The following is a 16197-nucleotide window of genomic DNA, read 5'->3' on the forward strand; positions in this document are numbered from 1 at the left end:
CTCAGCCGGCCGCCAGGGCCGGTTGCCGGGCCTGGCGATTGCGCCAGCAGGTCAGGTGCTGGTCGGCATAGCGGCGCAACTGGCGCAGCAGTTGCGCCTGTTCGTCGATCAGGTAGAAGTGATGGCCTTCGAACATGTCGAGGGAGAAGCCGGTGCTGGTCTCTTCCTGCCAGTCCAGCAGTTCCTCGACCTTGACCGTGTCGCGCTTGCCGCCGAACACATGGATCGGCACCGCCAGCGGCTCGCGGCGGCCATAGATGAAACTGCCGCAGAGCAGGAAGTCGGCCCGCAGGATCGGCAGCACCAGTTCCAGCAGTTCCTGGTTGGCGATCACGCTTTCACTGGTGCCGCCGAGTTCGCGCAGGCGCGCGATCAGTTCGTCGTCGCTTTTCTCGATGGCGTATTCGCTGACATCGCGGCGGGCGGGGCCGGCGGTGGCCGAGGTGAACAGCGCCAGCGGCGACGGCAGGCCGCGCTCGCGCAGGACGTGGGCCAGTTCGAAGGCCAGCAGGCCACCGAGGCTGTGGCCGAACAGGGCGTAGGGGCGATCAAGTTCGACGCTGATCTCGTCGGCCAGGACGTTGGCCAGGCGCACGATGTCGGTGTGCAGCGGCTCGTCCATGCGCCGGCCACGGCCAGGCAGTTCGAGCGGCCGGACGTTCAGCCAGGTCGGCAGCTTCTGCCGCCAGGGGCTGTAGCACATGGCGCTGGCGCCGGAGTAAGGCAGGCAGAACAGGGTCAGGCCGGATGCTTCGCGAGGGATGCCCATTTGTCGTTTTCCTGTGGGTGCACGCCCCGGCCATGACAACGGCCGGGCTTGTCTCCCAAAAGAACGGATGGGGTGTAGAAATAATTAGTCGCATCTGCGGACAGGACAGGCTCAACCACCTGTGGGAGCCGGCGTTGCCGGCGATGAGGGCCCCGAGAGCGTCAGAGGGAAAACACAAACGACAGAAACGAAAAAAGCGACCCTAAGGTCGCTTTCTTCGTTGCTTCGAGGAGTTCAAGGGCCTCGAGGCGAGTATGGCGCAGCGGACGGGACTCGAACCCGCGACCCCCGGCGTGACAGGCCGGTATTCTAACCGACTGAACTACCGCTGCGTATCTCACAGACTTGCGTCCGTTTGAAACTGGGATCTGGCCTGAAGGCTTCGGTACCTTCGGACCTCAAACCGGTAATTAAACCGATCTGGAGAAAAGTGGCGCAGCGGACGGGACTCGAACCCGCGACCCCCGGCGTGACAGGCCGGTATTCTAACCGACTGAACTACCGCTGCGCGATGTGGACTTGCGTCCTGTTCCTCTCTGGTGAGCCGTTTCTTTCGAATCGACCCGGGTCAGGAACTTCTCAGGAAGTGGTGGGTGATGACGGGATCGAACCGCCGACCCTCTGCTTGTAAGGCAGATGCTCTCCCGGCTGAGCTAATCACCCAATCTCGTCAAACCTAACTTTTCTGATTCACCGCTTTCGCTGTGTTTCTGCTTTGTTACGTTTGCTTCGCTGAGGCCGCGAAATTTACGCAGGTAACGAACCTAAGTCAATAGCCCCGTTGAAGTTTTTTTCAAAAAGGTGCTTTTGAGTTGCAAGCTGCAAGCTTCAAGCTGCAAGAAGAAGCAAAAGCAAAAGCTAGGCGTATCGCGTATCGCGTACCGCTTGGAGCTTGGAGCTTGCAACTACCGATAGATCATCTTCTTGGTCATGCCACCGTCGACGACGAACTCCTGGCCCGTGACGAACCCGGCATTCTTCGACAGCAACCACGATACCGTGGCCGCCACGTCCTCCACCGTCCCTACCCTGCCCGCCGGATGCTGGGCATGGTCGGCTTCACTCAACGGTTCGGCACGGCGCACGGAAGGATCACGGGCGTCGATCCAGCCAGGGCTGACGGCATTGACGCGGATCTCCGGGCCCAGGCTCATGGCCAGGGCGTGAGTCAGCGCCAACAGTCCGCCCTTGCTCGCCGCGTAGGCTTCGGTGTCTGGCTCGGACTGGCCGGCACGGGTCGAGGTCAGGTTAACGATGGCCCCGCAATGGGCGCGCAGGTAAGGCGCGCAATGCTTGGCCAGCAACATCGGCCCGCTCAGGTTGACCGCCAGTACACGGTTCCAGTGAGCGAGGCTGAGGCTTTCGAGGGTGGTGTTGTGCGGGTCGGCAATCGCCGCGTTGCACACCAATGCATCCAGGCGACCGAACTGGCCGAGGACCTCGGCCACACCGGTCGACACCTGGTTCTCGTCGGCGACATCCATGCCGACGAACCAGGCGTTGTCGCCCAGCACCTTGGCGACCTTGGCCCCGCGCACACGGTCAAGGTCGGTCAGGACCACTTGCCAGCCCTCGGCAATCAGCCAGGCGGCGATGCCCAGGCCAATGCCGCGGGCGGCGCCGGTAACCAGCGCCACGCGACCATTGTGGTTGCTGTCGGCAACCGACCAGTCGATCACAGCGCGGCCAGCCCGCGTGCGAGGTCGTTCTGCAGGTCGACCACGTCTTCCAGGCCCACGGCGACACGGATCAGGCTGTCGCGGATGCCGGCGGCTTCACGCTCCTGCGGCGACAGACGGCCGTGGGAGGTGGTGCCCGGGTGGGTGATGGTGGTCTTGCTGTCGCCGAGGTTGGCGGTGATGGAGATCAGGCGGGTCGCGTCGATGAAACGCCATGCGCCGTCCTTGCCACCCTTGACCTCGAAGCTCACCACCGCACCGAAGCCCTTCATCTGGCGCTTGGCCAGTTCGTGCTGCGGATGGCTCTGAAGCCCGGCGTAGTGAACCTTCTCGATGCCGTCCTGCTGCTCCAGCCACTCGGCCAGGGCCTGGGCATTGGCGCAGTGGGCGCGCATGCGCAGGTTCAGGGTTTCGAGACCCTTGAGGAAGATCCAGGCGTTGAACGGGCTCAGCGACGGACCGGCGGTGCGCAGGAAGCCCACCACTTCTTTCATCTGCTCGCTGCGACCGGCCACCACGCCGCCCATGCAACGGCCCTGGCCGTCGATGAACTTGGTGGCCGAGTGCACGACGATGTCCGCGCCCAGTTTCAGCGGCTGCTGCAGCGCCGGGGTGCTGAAGCAGTTGTCCACCACCAGCATGGCGCCCTTGGCGTGGGCGATCTCGGCGAGTTCAGCGATGTCCACCAGTTCGGCCAGCGGGTTGGACGGCGATTCGACGAACAACAGCTTGGTGTTGGCCTTGATCGCCTGCTCCCAGGCCGACAGGTCGGCCAGCGGCACGTAGTCGACCTGCACGCCGAAGCGCTTGAAGTACTTCTCGAACAGGCTGATGGTCGAACCGAACACGCTCTGCGAAACCAGTACATGGTCGCCGGCGCTGCACAGCGCCATTACCGTGGACAGGATCGCGGCCATGCCGGTGGACGTGGCGACCGCCTGCTCGGCGCTTTCCAGGGCGGCGATGCGCTCCTCGAAGGCCCGGACGGTCGGGTTGGTGTAACGCGAATAGACATTGCCTGGAACTTCGCCTGCGAACCGCGCCGCGGCATCGGCCGCGGTACGGAACACGTAGCTGGAGGTGAAGAACAGCGGGTCGCTGTGCTCACCTTCCGGCGTGCGATGCTGGCCGGCGCGTACCGCCAGCGTATCGAAAGCGACCCCTTCGAGGTCGCTGTCCAGGCGCCCGGCATCCCATTCCTGTGTCATGCCGTTGCTCCCCTCTATCAGTTGTTGTGAAGGTCGATGATCGCGCTGACCGCCTGGTTCTTGGCCTTGGCGAGGTCGTTGCGGGCCCGTTCGATGCGATCCAGATAGGCTTCGTCGACGTCGCCGGTGACGTACTGGCCGTCGAATACCGCGCAGTCGAAGTGCTCGATCTTGATCTTGCCGCCGCCCACCGCTTCGATCAGGTCAGGCAGGTCCTGGTAGACCAGCCAGTCGGCGCCGATCAGGTCGGCGACGTCCTGGGTGCTGCGGTTGTGGGCGATCAGCTCGTGGGCGCTCGGCATGTCGATGCCGTAGACGTTGGGGAAACGCACGGCCGGGGCTGCGGAACAGAAGTACACGTTCTTCGCGCCGGCTTCGCGGGCCATCTGGATGATCTGCTTGCAGGTGGTGCCGCGCACGATGGAGTCGTCCACCAGCATCACGTTCTTGCCACGGAATTCGAGTTCGATGGCATTGAGCTTCTGGCGCACGGATTTCTTGCGCGCCGCCTGGCCCGGCATGATGAAGGTACGGCCGATGTAGCGGTTCTTGACGAAACCTTCGCGGAACTTGACGCCCAGGTGGTTGGCCAGCTCGAGGGCGGCGGTCCGGCTGGTGTCGGGAATCGGGATGACCACGTCGATGTCGTGGTCCGGACGCTCGCGCTGGATCTTCTCGGCCAGCTTCTCGCCCATGCGCAGGCGCGCCTTGTACACCGACACGCCGTCGATGATCGAATCGGGACGGGCCAGGTAGACGTGCTCGAAGATGCACGGCGAGAGTTTCGGGTTGGCCGCGCACTGACGGGTGTGCAGCTTGCCCTCTTCAGTGATGTAGACCGCTTCGCCCGGCGCCAGGTCGCGGATCAGGGTGAAGCCGAGCACGTCCAGGGAAACGCTTTCGGAAGCGATCATGTACTCGACGCCTTCGTCGGTGTGACGCTGGCCGAAGACGATCGGGCGGATGCCGTTCGGGTCGCGGAAGCCGACGATGCCGTAGCCAGTGATCATCGCCACCACGGCGTAGCCGCCAACGCAGCGGTTGTGCACGTCGGTGACGGCAGCGAACACGTCTTCCTCGGTCGGTTGCAGCTTGCCACGCACCGCCAGCTCATGGGCGAAGACGTTGAGCAGGACTTCCGAGTCGGAGTTGGTGTTGACGTGACGCAGGTCGGACTCGTAGATCTCCTTGGCCAGCTGTTCGACGTTGGTCAGGTTGCCGTTGTGCGCCAGGGTGATGCCGTACGGCGAGTTGACGTAGAACGGCTGGGCCTCGGCCGAAGTCGAGCTGCCTGCGGTTGGGTAGCGCACGTGGCCGATGCCCATGTGACCGACCAGGCGCTGCATATGGCGCTGCTGGAAGACGTCACGGACCAGGCCGTTGTCCTTGCGCAGGAATAACCGGCCATCATGGCTGGTCACAATACCGGCAGCGTCCTGGCCGCGGTGCTGGAGGACCGTTAGCGCGTCATACAGCGCCTGATTGACGTTCGACTTACCGACGATACCGACGATGCCACACATGCGACGCAACCCCTACTTAATGAAACTGGACTGAACAGCGCTCAAGGCGTTTTAGGGCCGAGGAGCTGTTCCTTGAACGGGAGATCAGCGGGTGCGCTGATCCCGCTGGCTAGCCACTGGCTGGTGAACCCGAGAATCAGGTTCTTCGACCAGTCGGCCACCAATAGAAATTGTGGCAAGAGTCGCGACTCCTGCCACCACGGATCCTGTTGTACCGGGCCCAGGCTCAGCAGCCCGACCGCTACCACCACCAGCAAGGCCCCGCGGGCGGCACCGAAGGCCATGCCCAGGAAGCGATCGGTCCCGGACAGCCCGGTGACGCGAATCAGTTCGCCGATGAGAAAGTTGATCATTGCCCCCACCAGCAGGGTGGCGACGAAAATAATGGCGCAACCGGCAATCACACGGGCGGAAGGCGTCTGGATATAGCCTTCGAGGTACTGCGACGCGGCGCCCCCGAACATCCAGGCGACGGCGCCGGCGATGATCCAGGTGAGCAGTGACAAGGCTTCCTTGACGAAGCCGCGCTTGAGACTGATCAGTGCAGAAATGGCGATGATCGCGAGAATCGCCCAGTCGACCCAGGTAAAAGCCACGGTGTTGCCTGCAAACGGTTGAGGCGGCGCATTTTAGCAGAGCGAAGGGCCGGGGGTAAGCGATGATTTGCCGTCCGGACAGCGCCGGACGGCGGGTTCAGCCACGCTCAGGCTGGAAGCGCACCACGAAACCCTTGAGTTTCTGCTGGCGGCTGATGACATCGCGCAGGCGCTCGGCCTCGGCACGGTCGATCACCGGCCCGACGAAGACCCGGTTCATCCCGTCGGACGAACGGATATAGGCGTTGTAGCCCTGGCCACGCAGGGTTTTCTGCAGCGTGTCGGCACTGGCGCGGTTGGACAGGCTGGCCAGTTGCACCGACCAGCTCACCGGCAGGCCATTGCCGTCGACCTTGTTGGCCGGGGCTGCGGCCGGGGCCTGTGCCACCGGCTTGCTCGCCGCCGGTGCCGTGGCAACCGTCGGTGCGGGCACTGCAGCCGGCTTGCTGGCCGGGGCCGGGGTTGCCGGCCTGGCTGCCGCTTCCGCCGCGGGCGCCGGGCTCGGTGCAGCCGCTACCGGAGCCGAAGGTGCCGGCGCGATAGGCGTGCTCGGTGGCGTCTGCGGCTGGGCCGCGAGGTTGTCCTCGGGAATCACCTGGGGTTCCGGTACCTGCACGGGCTCGACCTGAACCTGCGGCAACGCCGGGACCGCCGGCGCCTGCGGCGCCTCGACGTGCACCTGGCGCAGCTCGTCTTCCTTGGTGAACAGCATCGGCAGGAAAATCACCGCCAGTGCCACCAGCACCAGCGCACCGACCATCCGTTGCTTGATGACTTTATCCAGCCCCGCCATTGGCCCCTTCCTCCTGGGTCTGCCGGTTCAGCCATTGCAGCGCCTCGCCGACACAGAAAAATGATCCGAACAGCAGGATCTCATCGTCCGCCGTCGCCTGCGCGCACTGCCCTTCCAGGGCCTGTGCGACGCTGGAGTATGACTGCACCGGAGCACCAAGGTTCTCCAGCGCCGCCTGCAACTCCGCTGCCGGACGGCTGCGCGCAGTATCCAGTGTAGCGACCGCCCAGTGACGGACTTGAGACAACAGGGGCTGAATCACACCGTCCAGGTCCTTGTCGGACAGCAGACCGAATACCGCCAGGCGCTGACCGGCCAGCGGACGGGCAGCCAGGCGCTCGGCCAGATATTCCGCGGCATGGGGGTTGTGGCCGACATCGAGAAGGATATTCAGGCGCTTGCCGTTCCAGACGAACTGGCGACGGTCCAGGCGGCCGACGATCCGTGCAGCCTGGAGCGCCTGGGCGATCAGTGCCGCATCCCACGGCAGATCCATCAGCAGATAGGCCTGAAGCGCCAGCGCGGCGTTTTCCATTGGCAGGTCGAGCAGCGGCAGGTCGCGCAACTCGACCACCGCACCGCGGGCGTCGACACCGCGCCATTGCCAGCGTTGCTCGGTGTAGGCCAGATCAAAGTCGCGACCGCGCAGGAAGAACGGGCAGTTCAGCTCGCGGGCCTTGTCCAGCAGCGGTTGTGGCGGATTGAGGTCGCCGCACAGCGCCGGTTTGCCCTGACGGAAGATGCCGGCCTTCTCGAACGCCACGGATTCGCGGGTATTGCCCAGCCAGTCGGCGTGATCGACGCCGATGCTGGTGACCACGGCCAGATCGGCGTCCACCAGGTTGACCGCATCCAGCCGCCCGCCCAGGCCGACTTCCAGCACCACGGCGTCCAGCGCCGAACGGCTGAACAGCCAGAAGGCCGCCAAGGTGCCCATTTCGAAGTAGGTCAGGGAGGTGTCGCCGCGGGCGGCTTCCACCGCCGCGAAGGCTTCGCAGAGTTGCTCGTCGGTGGCTTCGAGGCCATCGATCTGCACCCGCTCGTTGTAGCGCAGCAGGTGCGGCGAGCTGTAGACACCGACCTTCAGCCCCTGCGCCTTGAGCAGCGCAGCGATGAAGGCGCAGGTGGAGCCCTTGCCGTTGGTACCGGTAACGGTCACTACCCGAGGCGCTGGCCTGCCGGCCCCGAGCCGTGCTGCAACCTGTTGGGAACGTTCAAGGCCCATGTCGATGGCCGACGGGTGCAACTGCTCGAGGTAGGCGAGCCAGTCGCCAAGGGTACGTTGGGTCATACGGTGGCAGGCGCCGGAGGCACGACAACCGCGTCAACGGCCGAAGGCACGAATTTCGGCGTCGGCAGGCCCATCATCTGCGCCAGCAGCTTGCTCAGGCGGTCACGCAGTTCATGGCGGGAAATGATCATGTCGATGGCGCCGTGCTCCAGCAGGAACTCGCTGCGCTGGAAGCCTTCCGGCAGTTTCTCGCGCACGGTCTGCTCGATCACGCGCGGGCCGGCGAAGCCGATCAGGGCCTTGGGCTCACCGACGATCACGTCGCCGAGCATCGCCAGGCTGGCGGAAACGCCGCCGTAGACCGGGTCGGTCAGCACGGAAATGAACGGGATGCCTTCTTCGCGCAGGCGCGCCAGGGCGGCGGAGGTCTTGGCCATCTGCATCAGGGAAATCAGCGCTTCCTGCATGCGCGCACCGCCGGAAGCGGAGAAGCAGACCATCGGGCAGCGGTTTTCCAGGGCGTAGTTGGCAGCGCGGACGAAGCGCTCGCCGACGATGGCGCCCATGGAGCCGCCCATGAAGGAGAATTCGAAGGCGCTGACCACGATCGGCATGCCCATCAGGGTGCCGCTCATGGAGATCAGGGCATCTTTCTCGCCGATCTGCTTCTGTGCTGCGGCGAGGCGATCCTTGTACTTCTTGCCGTCGCGGAACTTCAGGCGGTCGACCGGCTCCAGCTCGGCGCCCAGCTCGTTACGGCCTTCCGGATCGAGGAAGATGTTCAGGCGCGCGCGGGCGCCGATACGCATGTGGTGGTTGCACTTGGGGCAGACGTCCAGGGTCTTTTCCAGTTCCGGACGATAAAGCACGGCTTCGCAGGACGGGCACTTGTGCCACAGGCCTTCGGGAACCGAACTCTTCTTCACCTCGGAACGCATGATCGATGGGATCAGTTTGTCTACTAACCAGTTGCTCATGCTTTATTTCTCCAGTAGCGGCGGCCGGCAGGCAATGTGTGCCGGGTCGCGCGTATGCCCTTGAGCTTCAAAAATTCGTGTAGGTCGCGAAGACCGCCCGCCCCCGCTGGCGCGCTGAGTGCGCTGGCCTGTGCGATAAGCGACCGGTCGTCAATTCGTGTGGCGGGCCCTCGGGCCTCGCCGGGCAGCAATGGGCTGCGAAAGCTATGGACGATGCCTTGCCGGCCGCCGTCACATCGACGCACATCACGCGCGCCGCACCGCTTCGAGGAATGCCTCGATCCGCGTTTCGTCCTTGATGCCCTTGGCCTGCTCCACCCCGCCGCTGACGTCCACTGCATAGGGCCGCACCTGGGCAATGGCCGCACCGACGTTGTCCGGCGACAGGCCGCCAGCGAGGATGACGGGCTTGCTCAGATGGGCGGGCACCAGCGACCAGTCGAAGGCTTCGCCGGTACCTCCGGGCACACCGGCCACGTAGGTGTCGAGCAGAATGCCGCTGGCCTTGGCGTACAGCTTGCAGCTGGCTTCCAGGTCGTCGCCGGGACGCACCCGCAGTGCCTTGATCCAGGGGCGGTTGTAACCGTCGCAGTCGGCCGGGGTTTCGTCGCCGTGGAACTGCAGCAGGTCCAGTGGCACCGCTTCGAGGATTTCGTTGAGCTCGCAGCGGCTGGCGTTGACGAACAGGCCCACGGTGGTCACGAACGGCGGCAAGGCGGCGATGATTTCCCGCGCCTGCTGCACATTCACCGCCCGCGGGCTCTTGGCATAGAACACCAGGCCGATGGCGTCAGCCCCCGCCCGGGCCGCGGCCAGCGCGTCTTCCACGCGAGTAATACCGCAGATCTTGCTGCGAACGGCAGACATGGCCAGCGAACCCCTGATGAACCCGAAAGTCCCGGATGTTAGCAAATGACCACCGGGTCGTCAGCCGCCAGCGACTCGAAACCGGTAAGGAAATGCGGCCCGATGAAACGCGCAGGCAGTTCGTACGTTTCCGGGTACTCGACCTGCACCAGATACAGCCCGAACGGGTGGGCGGTGGCAGCACCGACGCGGCGGTCGAGGCTGTCCAGCACTTCCTTGGCCCACTCCACCGGACGCTCGCCGGCACCGATGGTCATCAGTACGCCAGCGATGTTGCGCACCATGTGGTGCAGGAACGCACTGGCGCGGATGTCCAGCACGATCATCTTGCCGTGGCGGGTGACGCGCAGGTGATGGATCTGCTTGATCGGCGACTTGGCCTGGCACTGGCCGGCGCGGAAGGCGCTGAAGTCGTGTGTGCCGACTAGATAGGCCGCCGCCTCGGCCATGCGCTCGATATCCAGCGGCCGATGGTTCCAGGTGACCTGGTCGCCCAGGTGCGCCGGCCGGATCTGGTCGTTGTAGATCACGTAGCGGTAGCGCCGTGCGCAGGCCTTGAACCGGGCGTGGAAATGCGCCGGCATTTCCTGGGCCCAGGTGACGCTGACGTCGTGAGGCAGATGGCTGTTGGCGCCCATGACCCAGGCCTTGGCGCTGCGCACTGCACGGGTGTCGAAATGCACCACCTGGCCGCTGGCATGGACGCCGGCATCGGTACGCCCGGCGCAGTGCAGCGACACCGGCGAGGCGGCCACTTTCGACAGGGCGTTCTCCAGGGTCTGCTGGACGCTGGGCACACCGTCTTCCTGGCGCTGCCAGCCACGATAGCGGGAGCCTTTGTACTCCACGCCCAGGGCGATTCTGAAATAGCCTGCGGCCGCCGATTCGGCGGCGGCGTTGTCGATGTTTTCCAAGGGATAAAGCCTGTCGGTCTACGCAATGGCGGGGATTATAACGACAACGGCAGCCACCCGGGCTGCCGTTGGATTTGCCGGACTGAGACTCAGACCAGCTTCGAGCGCAACTCGTTGGCCTCGCGGCGCTGCTCCTGGTCACCCTCTTTGTAGACCTCGTCGAGGATGTCGCGGGCACCGTCATGGTCGCCCATGTCGATGTAGGCGCGGGCCAGGTCGAGTTTGGTGGCGACTTCGTCGGTGCCGGAGAGGTAGTCGAACTCGCCCTCGTCCGGCAGTGCCGCCGCGTCTTCGGCGGTGAAATGCGGCTCCAGCGAAGGCTGCTCCAGGCTCTGGGACAGCTTGTCCAGCTCGGCGTTGACGTCGTCCAGCTCGGCGGCGAAGTTCCTGGAGGCGGCGTCCGACTCACCGGGCAGCGACAGGTCGAAGTCATCCGGCAGCTCGAGGTCCGGCAGGTCGGCTTCCAGGCCCAGGTCGTTGTCGAATGCTGCCAGCTCGGCCTCGATGTCCAGCGGTGGACGGTTCTCGGTGGGCACTTGCGGGGCATCATCGGCGACATCCAGATCGAAGTCGGCCAGATCGTCGGTCGCGGCGACCTCGGGCTTGGCGGGCTCTTCGAACAGGGCGTCGAAGTCCATGTCGTCCAGCGCCGAGAAGGTCTCAGGCTCCGGTTTCGGTTCGGCCTGGGCGGCGGTGTGTTCCTGCAGCAGGCTGTCGAAGTCCAGGTCGTCTGCCACGGCCGGCGCCTCCGGCTGCGGCTCCGGCTCGGCCTGGGTCGCGGCGTGCTCCTGGAGCAGGCTGTCGAAGTCCAGGTCGTCGAGCACCGGGACGTCTTCGGCGGCGACGTCCGGCTCCGATCCGGCCTGGGCCGCCGTGTGCTCCTGCAGCAGGCTGTCGAAGTCCAGGTCGTCCGCTACCACCGGTTCCGGGGTCGCTTGCGGCTCCGGCTCAGGTTGTGGCTCGGCCTGGGCGGCGGTGTGCTCCTGAAGCAGGCTGTCGAAATCCAGGTCGTCCAGATCAGCGGCAGCATCGGCCTGCGCTGCCGACGCAGTCTCGGCCGAGGCCTCGGCAGGCTCCTGCAGCAGCGTGTCGAAATCGAGGTCGTCCAGCGAGGGCTCCTGGGTTGCCGCCTGCACGGCAGCCTGGTCGGCCGGGGTTTCCAGGTCCAGGCCGTCCAGGTCATCCAGGCTCAGGTCGAACGCACTGTCCAGCTCATCCTCGACCGGCAGGTCGGCCTCCGGCTGCGGCTCGTCCGACATCAGGTCCTGGATGAATTCCTCGTCCAGGGCGGTTGCGGCGGCAGCGCCGGCCGCCGCGATCGCGACCATCGTCGGGAAGCGGCTCTTGAGCGATTCGACATCGGCGAGGTTCTGCGGGTTGGCCTGCAGCTTGCGTTCCTGGCTGACGAAGCCGTCGCGGTCGCCCTGACGTGCGTAGACTTCCATCAGCTTCAGGCGCAGGTCGCTGCGTTGCGGCGATTTCTCCACCGCCGGTTCCAGCAGGTTGGACGCCTGCATGAGCCGGCCATGGGCGATGCAGTCATCGATTTCGGCCATGAACGGGTCGGCCTTCGGCGCTGCCGGCGCTACCGGTACCACCCGCGGCTCACCCACCTGGTCGGCTGGCGTGGCCTCGGCCGCAGATGCCGCTACCACGGCAGGTGCCAGCTTGACGCTTGGCGGCGCGATATCCAGGCCGTCGAAGCTGCTTGGCGGCAGGTCGAGGTCAGGTCCCAGCTCGGTTTCTTCGGCCAGGGCGCGGGCCATGCGCAAATGTTTCTCGGCCTCCTGCTGAGCCTTGCGCTTGCGCATCAGCAGCCACAGTAGCAAGGCCAGCGCCAGCAGCGCGGAACCGGCGATCAGCGCCAGCAGCGTCGGGTTGCCGAGGATACCGGCCAGGGCATCCGGTTGCTCGTCGGGCGCTGGCTCGACAGCCCCCTCAGCGCCCGCAGGTGGCGTAGCCGGCGGCGCGGTATCCACGGCGGCGGGCGCCGGATCGACCACCGGCTCGACGGCCGGCGCCGGTTGCAGCTGAGCATCGATGACCGGCGCAGTCGCTACCGGTGCTTCGGTCGGCGCCGGCACGGGAATGCCACTCTGCGCCTCGAGGCGAGCCAGTTGGTCGTTCTTCAGGTCGATCAGACGCTGCAGCTTGTCCAACTGGCTCTGGAGGTCGGTCATGCGGCTTTTCAGTTCGTCGCTTTCGCGGCGGCTGGCATCGAGGTTTTCCTGGGTCATCGCCAGCTTGTCGCTCAGCGCCTTGTCACTGCCCTCGCCCTGGCCACCAGGAGCGACCAGCTTGAGGTTGTCCTGCTGGGCAACACTGGACGGTGCGGGCTGAGCCGTGCTGCGACGGGTGGCATCGAGCTGCCGCGCCTGCGGCCCAAGGCGACGGCCCTGGCGCCAGGCGGCGTACTGGTCGCTGACTTCCTTGACCGCCTGGGCCTGGGGAATGCTCTGGATCTGTTGCTGGTCCGGCAGGCGCAGGACCTGGCCGGTCTTGAGCTGGTTGATGTTGCCGTTGATGAAGGCATCCGGGTTCAGCGCCTGGATCGCCAGCATGGTCTGGTACACCGAGCCGCCCTGGCGCGAACGCGAGGCGATTTCCCAGAGGGTGTCGCGGCGCACCGTGGTGTAGTTGGCCGGCGTGCTGGAGGCCGGGGTCACACCCGCAGCCTGGGCAGCCTCGGGAGAAAACTTGGACGGGTCGAGCAACAGGCTGTAATCGCGCAGCAACCGGCCCTGAGGCCAGAGTACCTGGACCAGGAACTTGACCATCGGCTCCGGCAGCGGCTGGCTGGAGGTGACTTTCAGGACACTCTTGCCCGCCGGGTTGATCACCGGGGTAAAGGTCAGGTCGTTGAGGAACGGCTGACGTTCGACGCCCGCCTTGCTGAACTCGTCGGCCGGCGCCAGGCTCGGCTTGACTTCGGCAGCGGTGAGGTCACGCACATCGAGCAGTTCGATCTCGGCGTCCAGCGGCTGGTTCTGCGCCGACTTGAGGGTCAGCTCGCCCAATCCGAGGGCATGCGCCATACCGGAAGACAGCGCCGAGGCCGCGGCTATTGCTAACACCAGTTTGCGAATTCGAAGCATGACCTCATCCTTTGTTTGAAACTTCCCCGGTTACCGAGAAGAAGTGAAGAACCGCCGTGAAGCCGTTACCGCCGATATGGCCCTAAGCCATGTGGGAGCTGCCCGTTAACGTTGTAAGAAAGTTGCTTCGGATAGTTAACGTACAATTTGCAAAGTGTTGCCAAGTATCTTTTACACAAAGTCTTTTATCAACAATTCGGCCACTTGCACGGCATTGAGCGCCGCGCCCTTGCGCACGTTGTCGGTGGTCAGCCAGAGGTTGAGTTGTTCAGCCTCGTCGATCCCGCCGCGCACACGTCCTACGTACACCACGTCCTGGCCGACCGCATCGCCGACCGGCGTCGGGTAATCGCCCTCCTCCACCAGCTCGACACCCTCGGCCGCCTCCAGCGCGGCATTGACGGCCGCCAGGTCCACCGCTTCGCTTGTATTCAGCGTCACAGTGTAGCTATCGCCAAAAAATACCGGGACTTGAACGCAGGTGACTGAAATCCTGAGTAAAGGCAGGGCGAGCAGTTCGCGCAACTCGCTCACCAGGCGACGCTCCAGCCGGCCGTGGCCCTGCTCGTCGCTGGCGCCGACCTGGGCCAGCAGGTTGAACGCCATCTGCCGGTCGTAGAAGCGCGGCTCCAGTGGGCGGGCGTTGAGCAGCTCGGCAGTTTGCCGCGCCAGTTCGCTTACCGCCTCACGGCCCTGGGCAGAGACAGCCACGCACGCGGTGACCGCCACCCGCTGCAGGGTCAGCAGCGACGTCAGTGGCGCCAGCGCCACGGCCAGGGCCACTGCGGCGGCACTCGGACTGTGGACCTGCACCGGCGCCTGCAGCGACTGCAGCACCTCGGCATTGGCCTCCGGTACCACCGCCGGGGCCTGCTCGGCGGGCAATGCGCCGGACAGATCGATCACCGCGCAGCCGGCGGCCCTGGCGCGCGGGGCGAAGCTCAGGGTCACCGATGGACCGGCAGCGAAGAAGGCCAGGCGCACTTTGCCGAAATCAAAGTCATCGACATCCCGGCTGCGCAGGTTCTTGCCACGGAAGCTCACCGCACTGCCGGCCGATTCGTTGCTGGCCAGCAGGTACAGGGTGCCCACCGGGAAGTCGCGTTCCTCGAGGATCTGCACAAGGGTTTCACCGACGGTGCCGGTGGCGCCGATGACGGCGATGTCGATGGGCTGGGTCATGTCTGGGGTCTCCGGTAAGCGGGGGCGGCACTTTACTGGTGAGGGGAAGGAAGCTTCAAGCTGTAAGCTGCAAGCCATAAGAAAAAGCCGCTCGCGTCAATGCCATGCAGCTTGCAGCTTTGAGCTTTGAGCTTTGAGCTTGCAGCTTGAATCTGGCCAAAACAAAAAACCCGCGCTGTCTCCAGCACGGGTTTCGAGGCTACCGCGAAACGATCAACGCTCCAGCAGGATCCGCAGCATGCGGCGCAGCGGCTCGGCAGCGCCCCACAGCAGCTGGTCGCCGACAGTGAACGCGCCCAGGTACTGGGAACCCATGTTCAGCTTGCGCAGACGGCCCACCGGGATGTTCAGGGTGCCGGTGACGTTGGTCGGGCTGAGCTCTTGCATGCTGATATCACGCTGGTTCGGCACCAGCTTCACCCACGGGTTGTGCTGGCTGATCATGCCTTCGATATCGGCCAGCGGCACGTCCTTGTTCAGCTTGATGGTCAGCGCCTGGCTATGGCAACGCATGGCGCCGATGCGCACGCAGATACCATCGACCGGGATCGGGCTCTTGAAGCGACCGAGGATCTTGTTGGTCTCGGCCTGGCCTTTCCACTCTTCGCGGCTCTGGCCGTTCGGCAGTTCCTTGTCGATCCACGGAATCAGGCTGCCGGCCAGCGGCACGCCGAAGTTCTCGGTCGGGTAGGCCTCGCTGCGCATGGCCTCGGCAACCTTGCGGTCGATGTCGAGGATGGCGCTGGCCGGGTTGGCCAGTTCGTCGGCCACGGCAGCGTGGGTCGCGCCCATCTGGCGGATCAGCTCGCGCATGTTCTGCGCGCCGGCACCGGAGGCCGCCTGGTAGGTCATGGCGCTCATCCACTCGACCAGGCCGGCTTCGAACAGGCCGCCCAGGCCCATCAGCATCAGGCTGACGGTGCAGTTGCCGCCGATGTAGTTCTTGGTGCCGGCGTCCAGTTGCTGGTCGATGACCTTGCGGTTGACCGGATCGAGAACGATGACGGCGTCATCCTGCATGCGCAGGGAAGACGCGGCATCGATCCAGTAACCCTGCCAGCCGGCTTCGCGCAGCTTGGGGAATACCTCGTTGGTGTAGTCGCCGCCCTGGCAGGTCAGGATCACATCCAGGGTCTTGAGCTCGTCGATGCTGTAGGCATCCTTCAGCGGAGCAATGTCCTTGCCCACTGCAGGGCCCTGGCCACCGACGTTGGAGGTGGTGAAGAACACCGGCTCGATGAGATCGAAATCCTGCTCCTCGAGCATCCGCTGCATGAGCACGGAACCGACCATTCCGCGCCAACCGATCAGACCTACACGTTTCATCGCAACTACACCTTCGCTAAAAGTGGGCCGCTGCCCT

13 protein-coding genes and 3 tRNA genes are annotated in these 16197 nt (G+C 65.0%); all 16 read right to left on the reverse strand.

Annotation, left to right across the window (positions count from 1 at the left end; translation table 11 throughout):
• Position 1: 1 nt before the first annotated feature.
• Entirely contained in the window at positions 2–769 is a 768-nt protein-coding gene (locus AC05QJ_RS23390) for a thioesterase II family protein (protein WP_476743634.1), read from the reverse strand.
• Positions 770–1024: 255 nt separating this feature from the next.
• A tRNA-Asp gene (locus AC05QJ_RS23395) sits at positions 1025–1101 on the reverse strand.
• A 99-nt stretch (positions 1102–1200) separates the two neighbouring features.
• Positions 1201–1277, reverse strand: a tRNA-Asp gene (locus AC05QJ_RS23400).
• A 79-nt stretch (positions 1278–1356) separates the two neighbouring features.
• Positions 1357–1432, reverse strand: a tRNA-Val gene (locus AC05QJ_RS23405).
• Positions 1433–1674: 242 nt separating this feature from the next.
• Positions 1675–2448, reverse strand: coding sequence for an SDR family oxidoreductase (locus AC05QJ_RS23410; RefSeq protein WP_476743635.1), 774 nt, complete (start codon positions 2446–2448; stop codon positions 1675–1677).
• Positions 2445–3656 carry an O-succinylhomoserine sulfhydrylase gene (locus AC05QJ_RS23415; protein WP_476743636.1) on the reverse strand — a complete coding sequence of 404 codons (1212 nt, stop codon included), beginning with the start codon at positions 3654–3656 and terminating at the stop codon, positions 2445–2447. Before AC05QJ_RS23415 ends, AC05QJ_RS23410 begins: the two co-directional genes overlap by 4 nt.
• A 17-nt stretch (positions 3657–3673) precedes the next feature.
• Complete coding sequence (gene purF, locus AC05QJ_RS23420; RefSeq protein ID WP_476743637.1) at positions 3674–5179, reverse strand: amidophosphoribosyltransferase; 1506 nt, start codon at positions 5177–5179, stop codon at positions 3674–3676.
• Positions 5180–5220: 41 nt separating this feature from the next.
• Complete coding sequence (locus tag AC05QJ_RS23425) at positions 5221–5775, reverse strand: CvpA family protein (protein WP_476743638.1); 555 nt, start codon at positions 5773–5775, stop codon at positions 5221–5223.
• Between the two features lie 97 nt (positions 5776–5872).
• The gene (locus AC05QJ_RS23430; protein ID WP_476743639.1) at positions 5873–6568 is read right to left on the reverse strand and encodes an SPOR domain-containing protein; all 696 of its coding nucleotides are present in this window, start codon (positions 6566–6568) and stop codon (positions 5873–5875) included.
• Positions 6552–7859: a bifunctional tetrahydrofolate synthase/dihydrofolate synthase gene (folC, locus tag AC05QJ_RS23435; RefSeq protein ID WP_476743640.1), complete on the reverse strand. Its 1308-nt coding sequence runs from the start codon at positions 7857–7859 to the stop codon at positions 6552–6554. Before folC ends, AC05QJ_RS23430 begins: the two co-directional genes overlap by 17 nt.
• The gene (accD, locus tag AC05QJ_RS23440) at positions 7856–8776 is read right to left on the reverse strand and encodes an acetyl-CoA carboxylase, carboxyltransferase subunit beta (protein ID WP_476743641.1); all 921 of its coding nucleotides are present in this window, start codon (positions 8774–8776) and stop codon (positions 7856–7858) included. The genes folC and accD overlap by 4 nt, the downstream gene beginning before the upstream one ends.
• Before the next feature lie 246 nt (positions 8777–9022).
• Positions 9023–9643, reverse strand: coding sequence for a phosphoribosylanthranilate isomerase (locus AC05QJ_RS23445; RefSeq protein ID WP_476743642.1), 621 nt, complete (start codon positions 9641–9643; stop codon positions 9023–9025).
• Positions 9644–9681: 38 nt separating this feature from the next.
• The gene (gene truA / locus AC05QJ_RS23450; RefSeq protein ID WP_476743643.1) at positions 9682–10557 is read right to left on the reverse strand and encodes a tRNA pseudouridine(38-40) synthase TruA; all 876 of its coding nucleotides are present in this window, start codon (positions 10555–10557) and stop codon (positions 9682–9684) included.
• A gap of 89 nt (positions 10558–10646) precedes the next feature.
• Positions 10647–13652: a motility hub landmark protein FimV gene (locus AC05QJ_RS23455; protein ID WP_476743644.1), complete on the reverse strand. Its 3006-nt coding sequence runs from the start codon at positions 13650–13652 to the stop codon at positions 10647–10649.
• Positions 13653–13823: 171 nt separating this feature from the next.
• Complete coding sequence (locus AC05QJ_RS23460) at positions 13824–14834, reverse strand: aspartate-semialdehyde dehydrogenase (RefSeq protein WP_476743645.1); 1011 nt, start codon at positions 14832–14834, stop codon at positions 13824–13826.
• Between the two features lie 213 nt (positions 14835–15047).
• Entirely contained in the window at positions 15048–16160 is a 1113-nt protein-coding gene (gene asd / locus AC05QJ_RS23465) for an aspartate-semialdehyde dehydrogenase (protein ID WP_316922766.1), read from the reverse strand.
• Positions 16161–16197: the final 37 nt, after the last annotated feature.

The sequence above is a fragment of the Pseudomonas sp. TUM25319 genome (assembly GCF_056388475.1).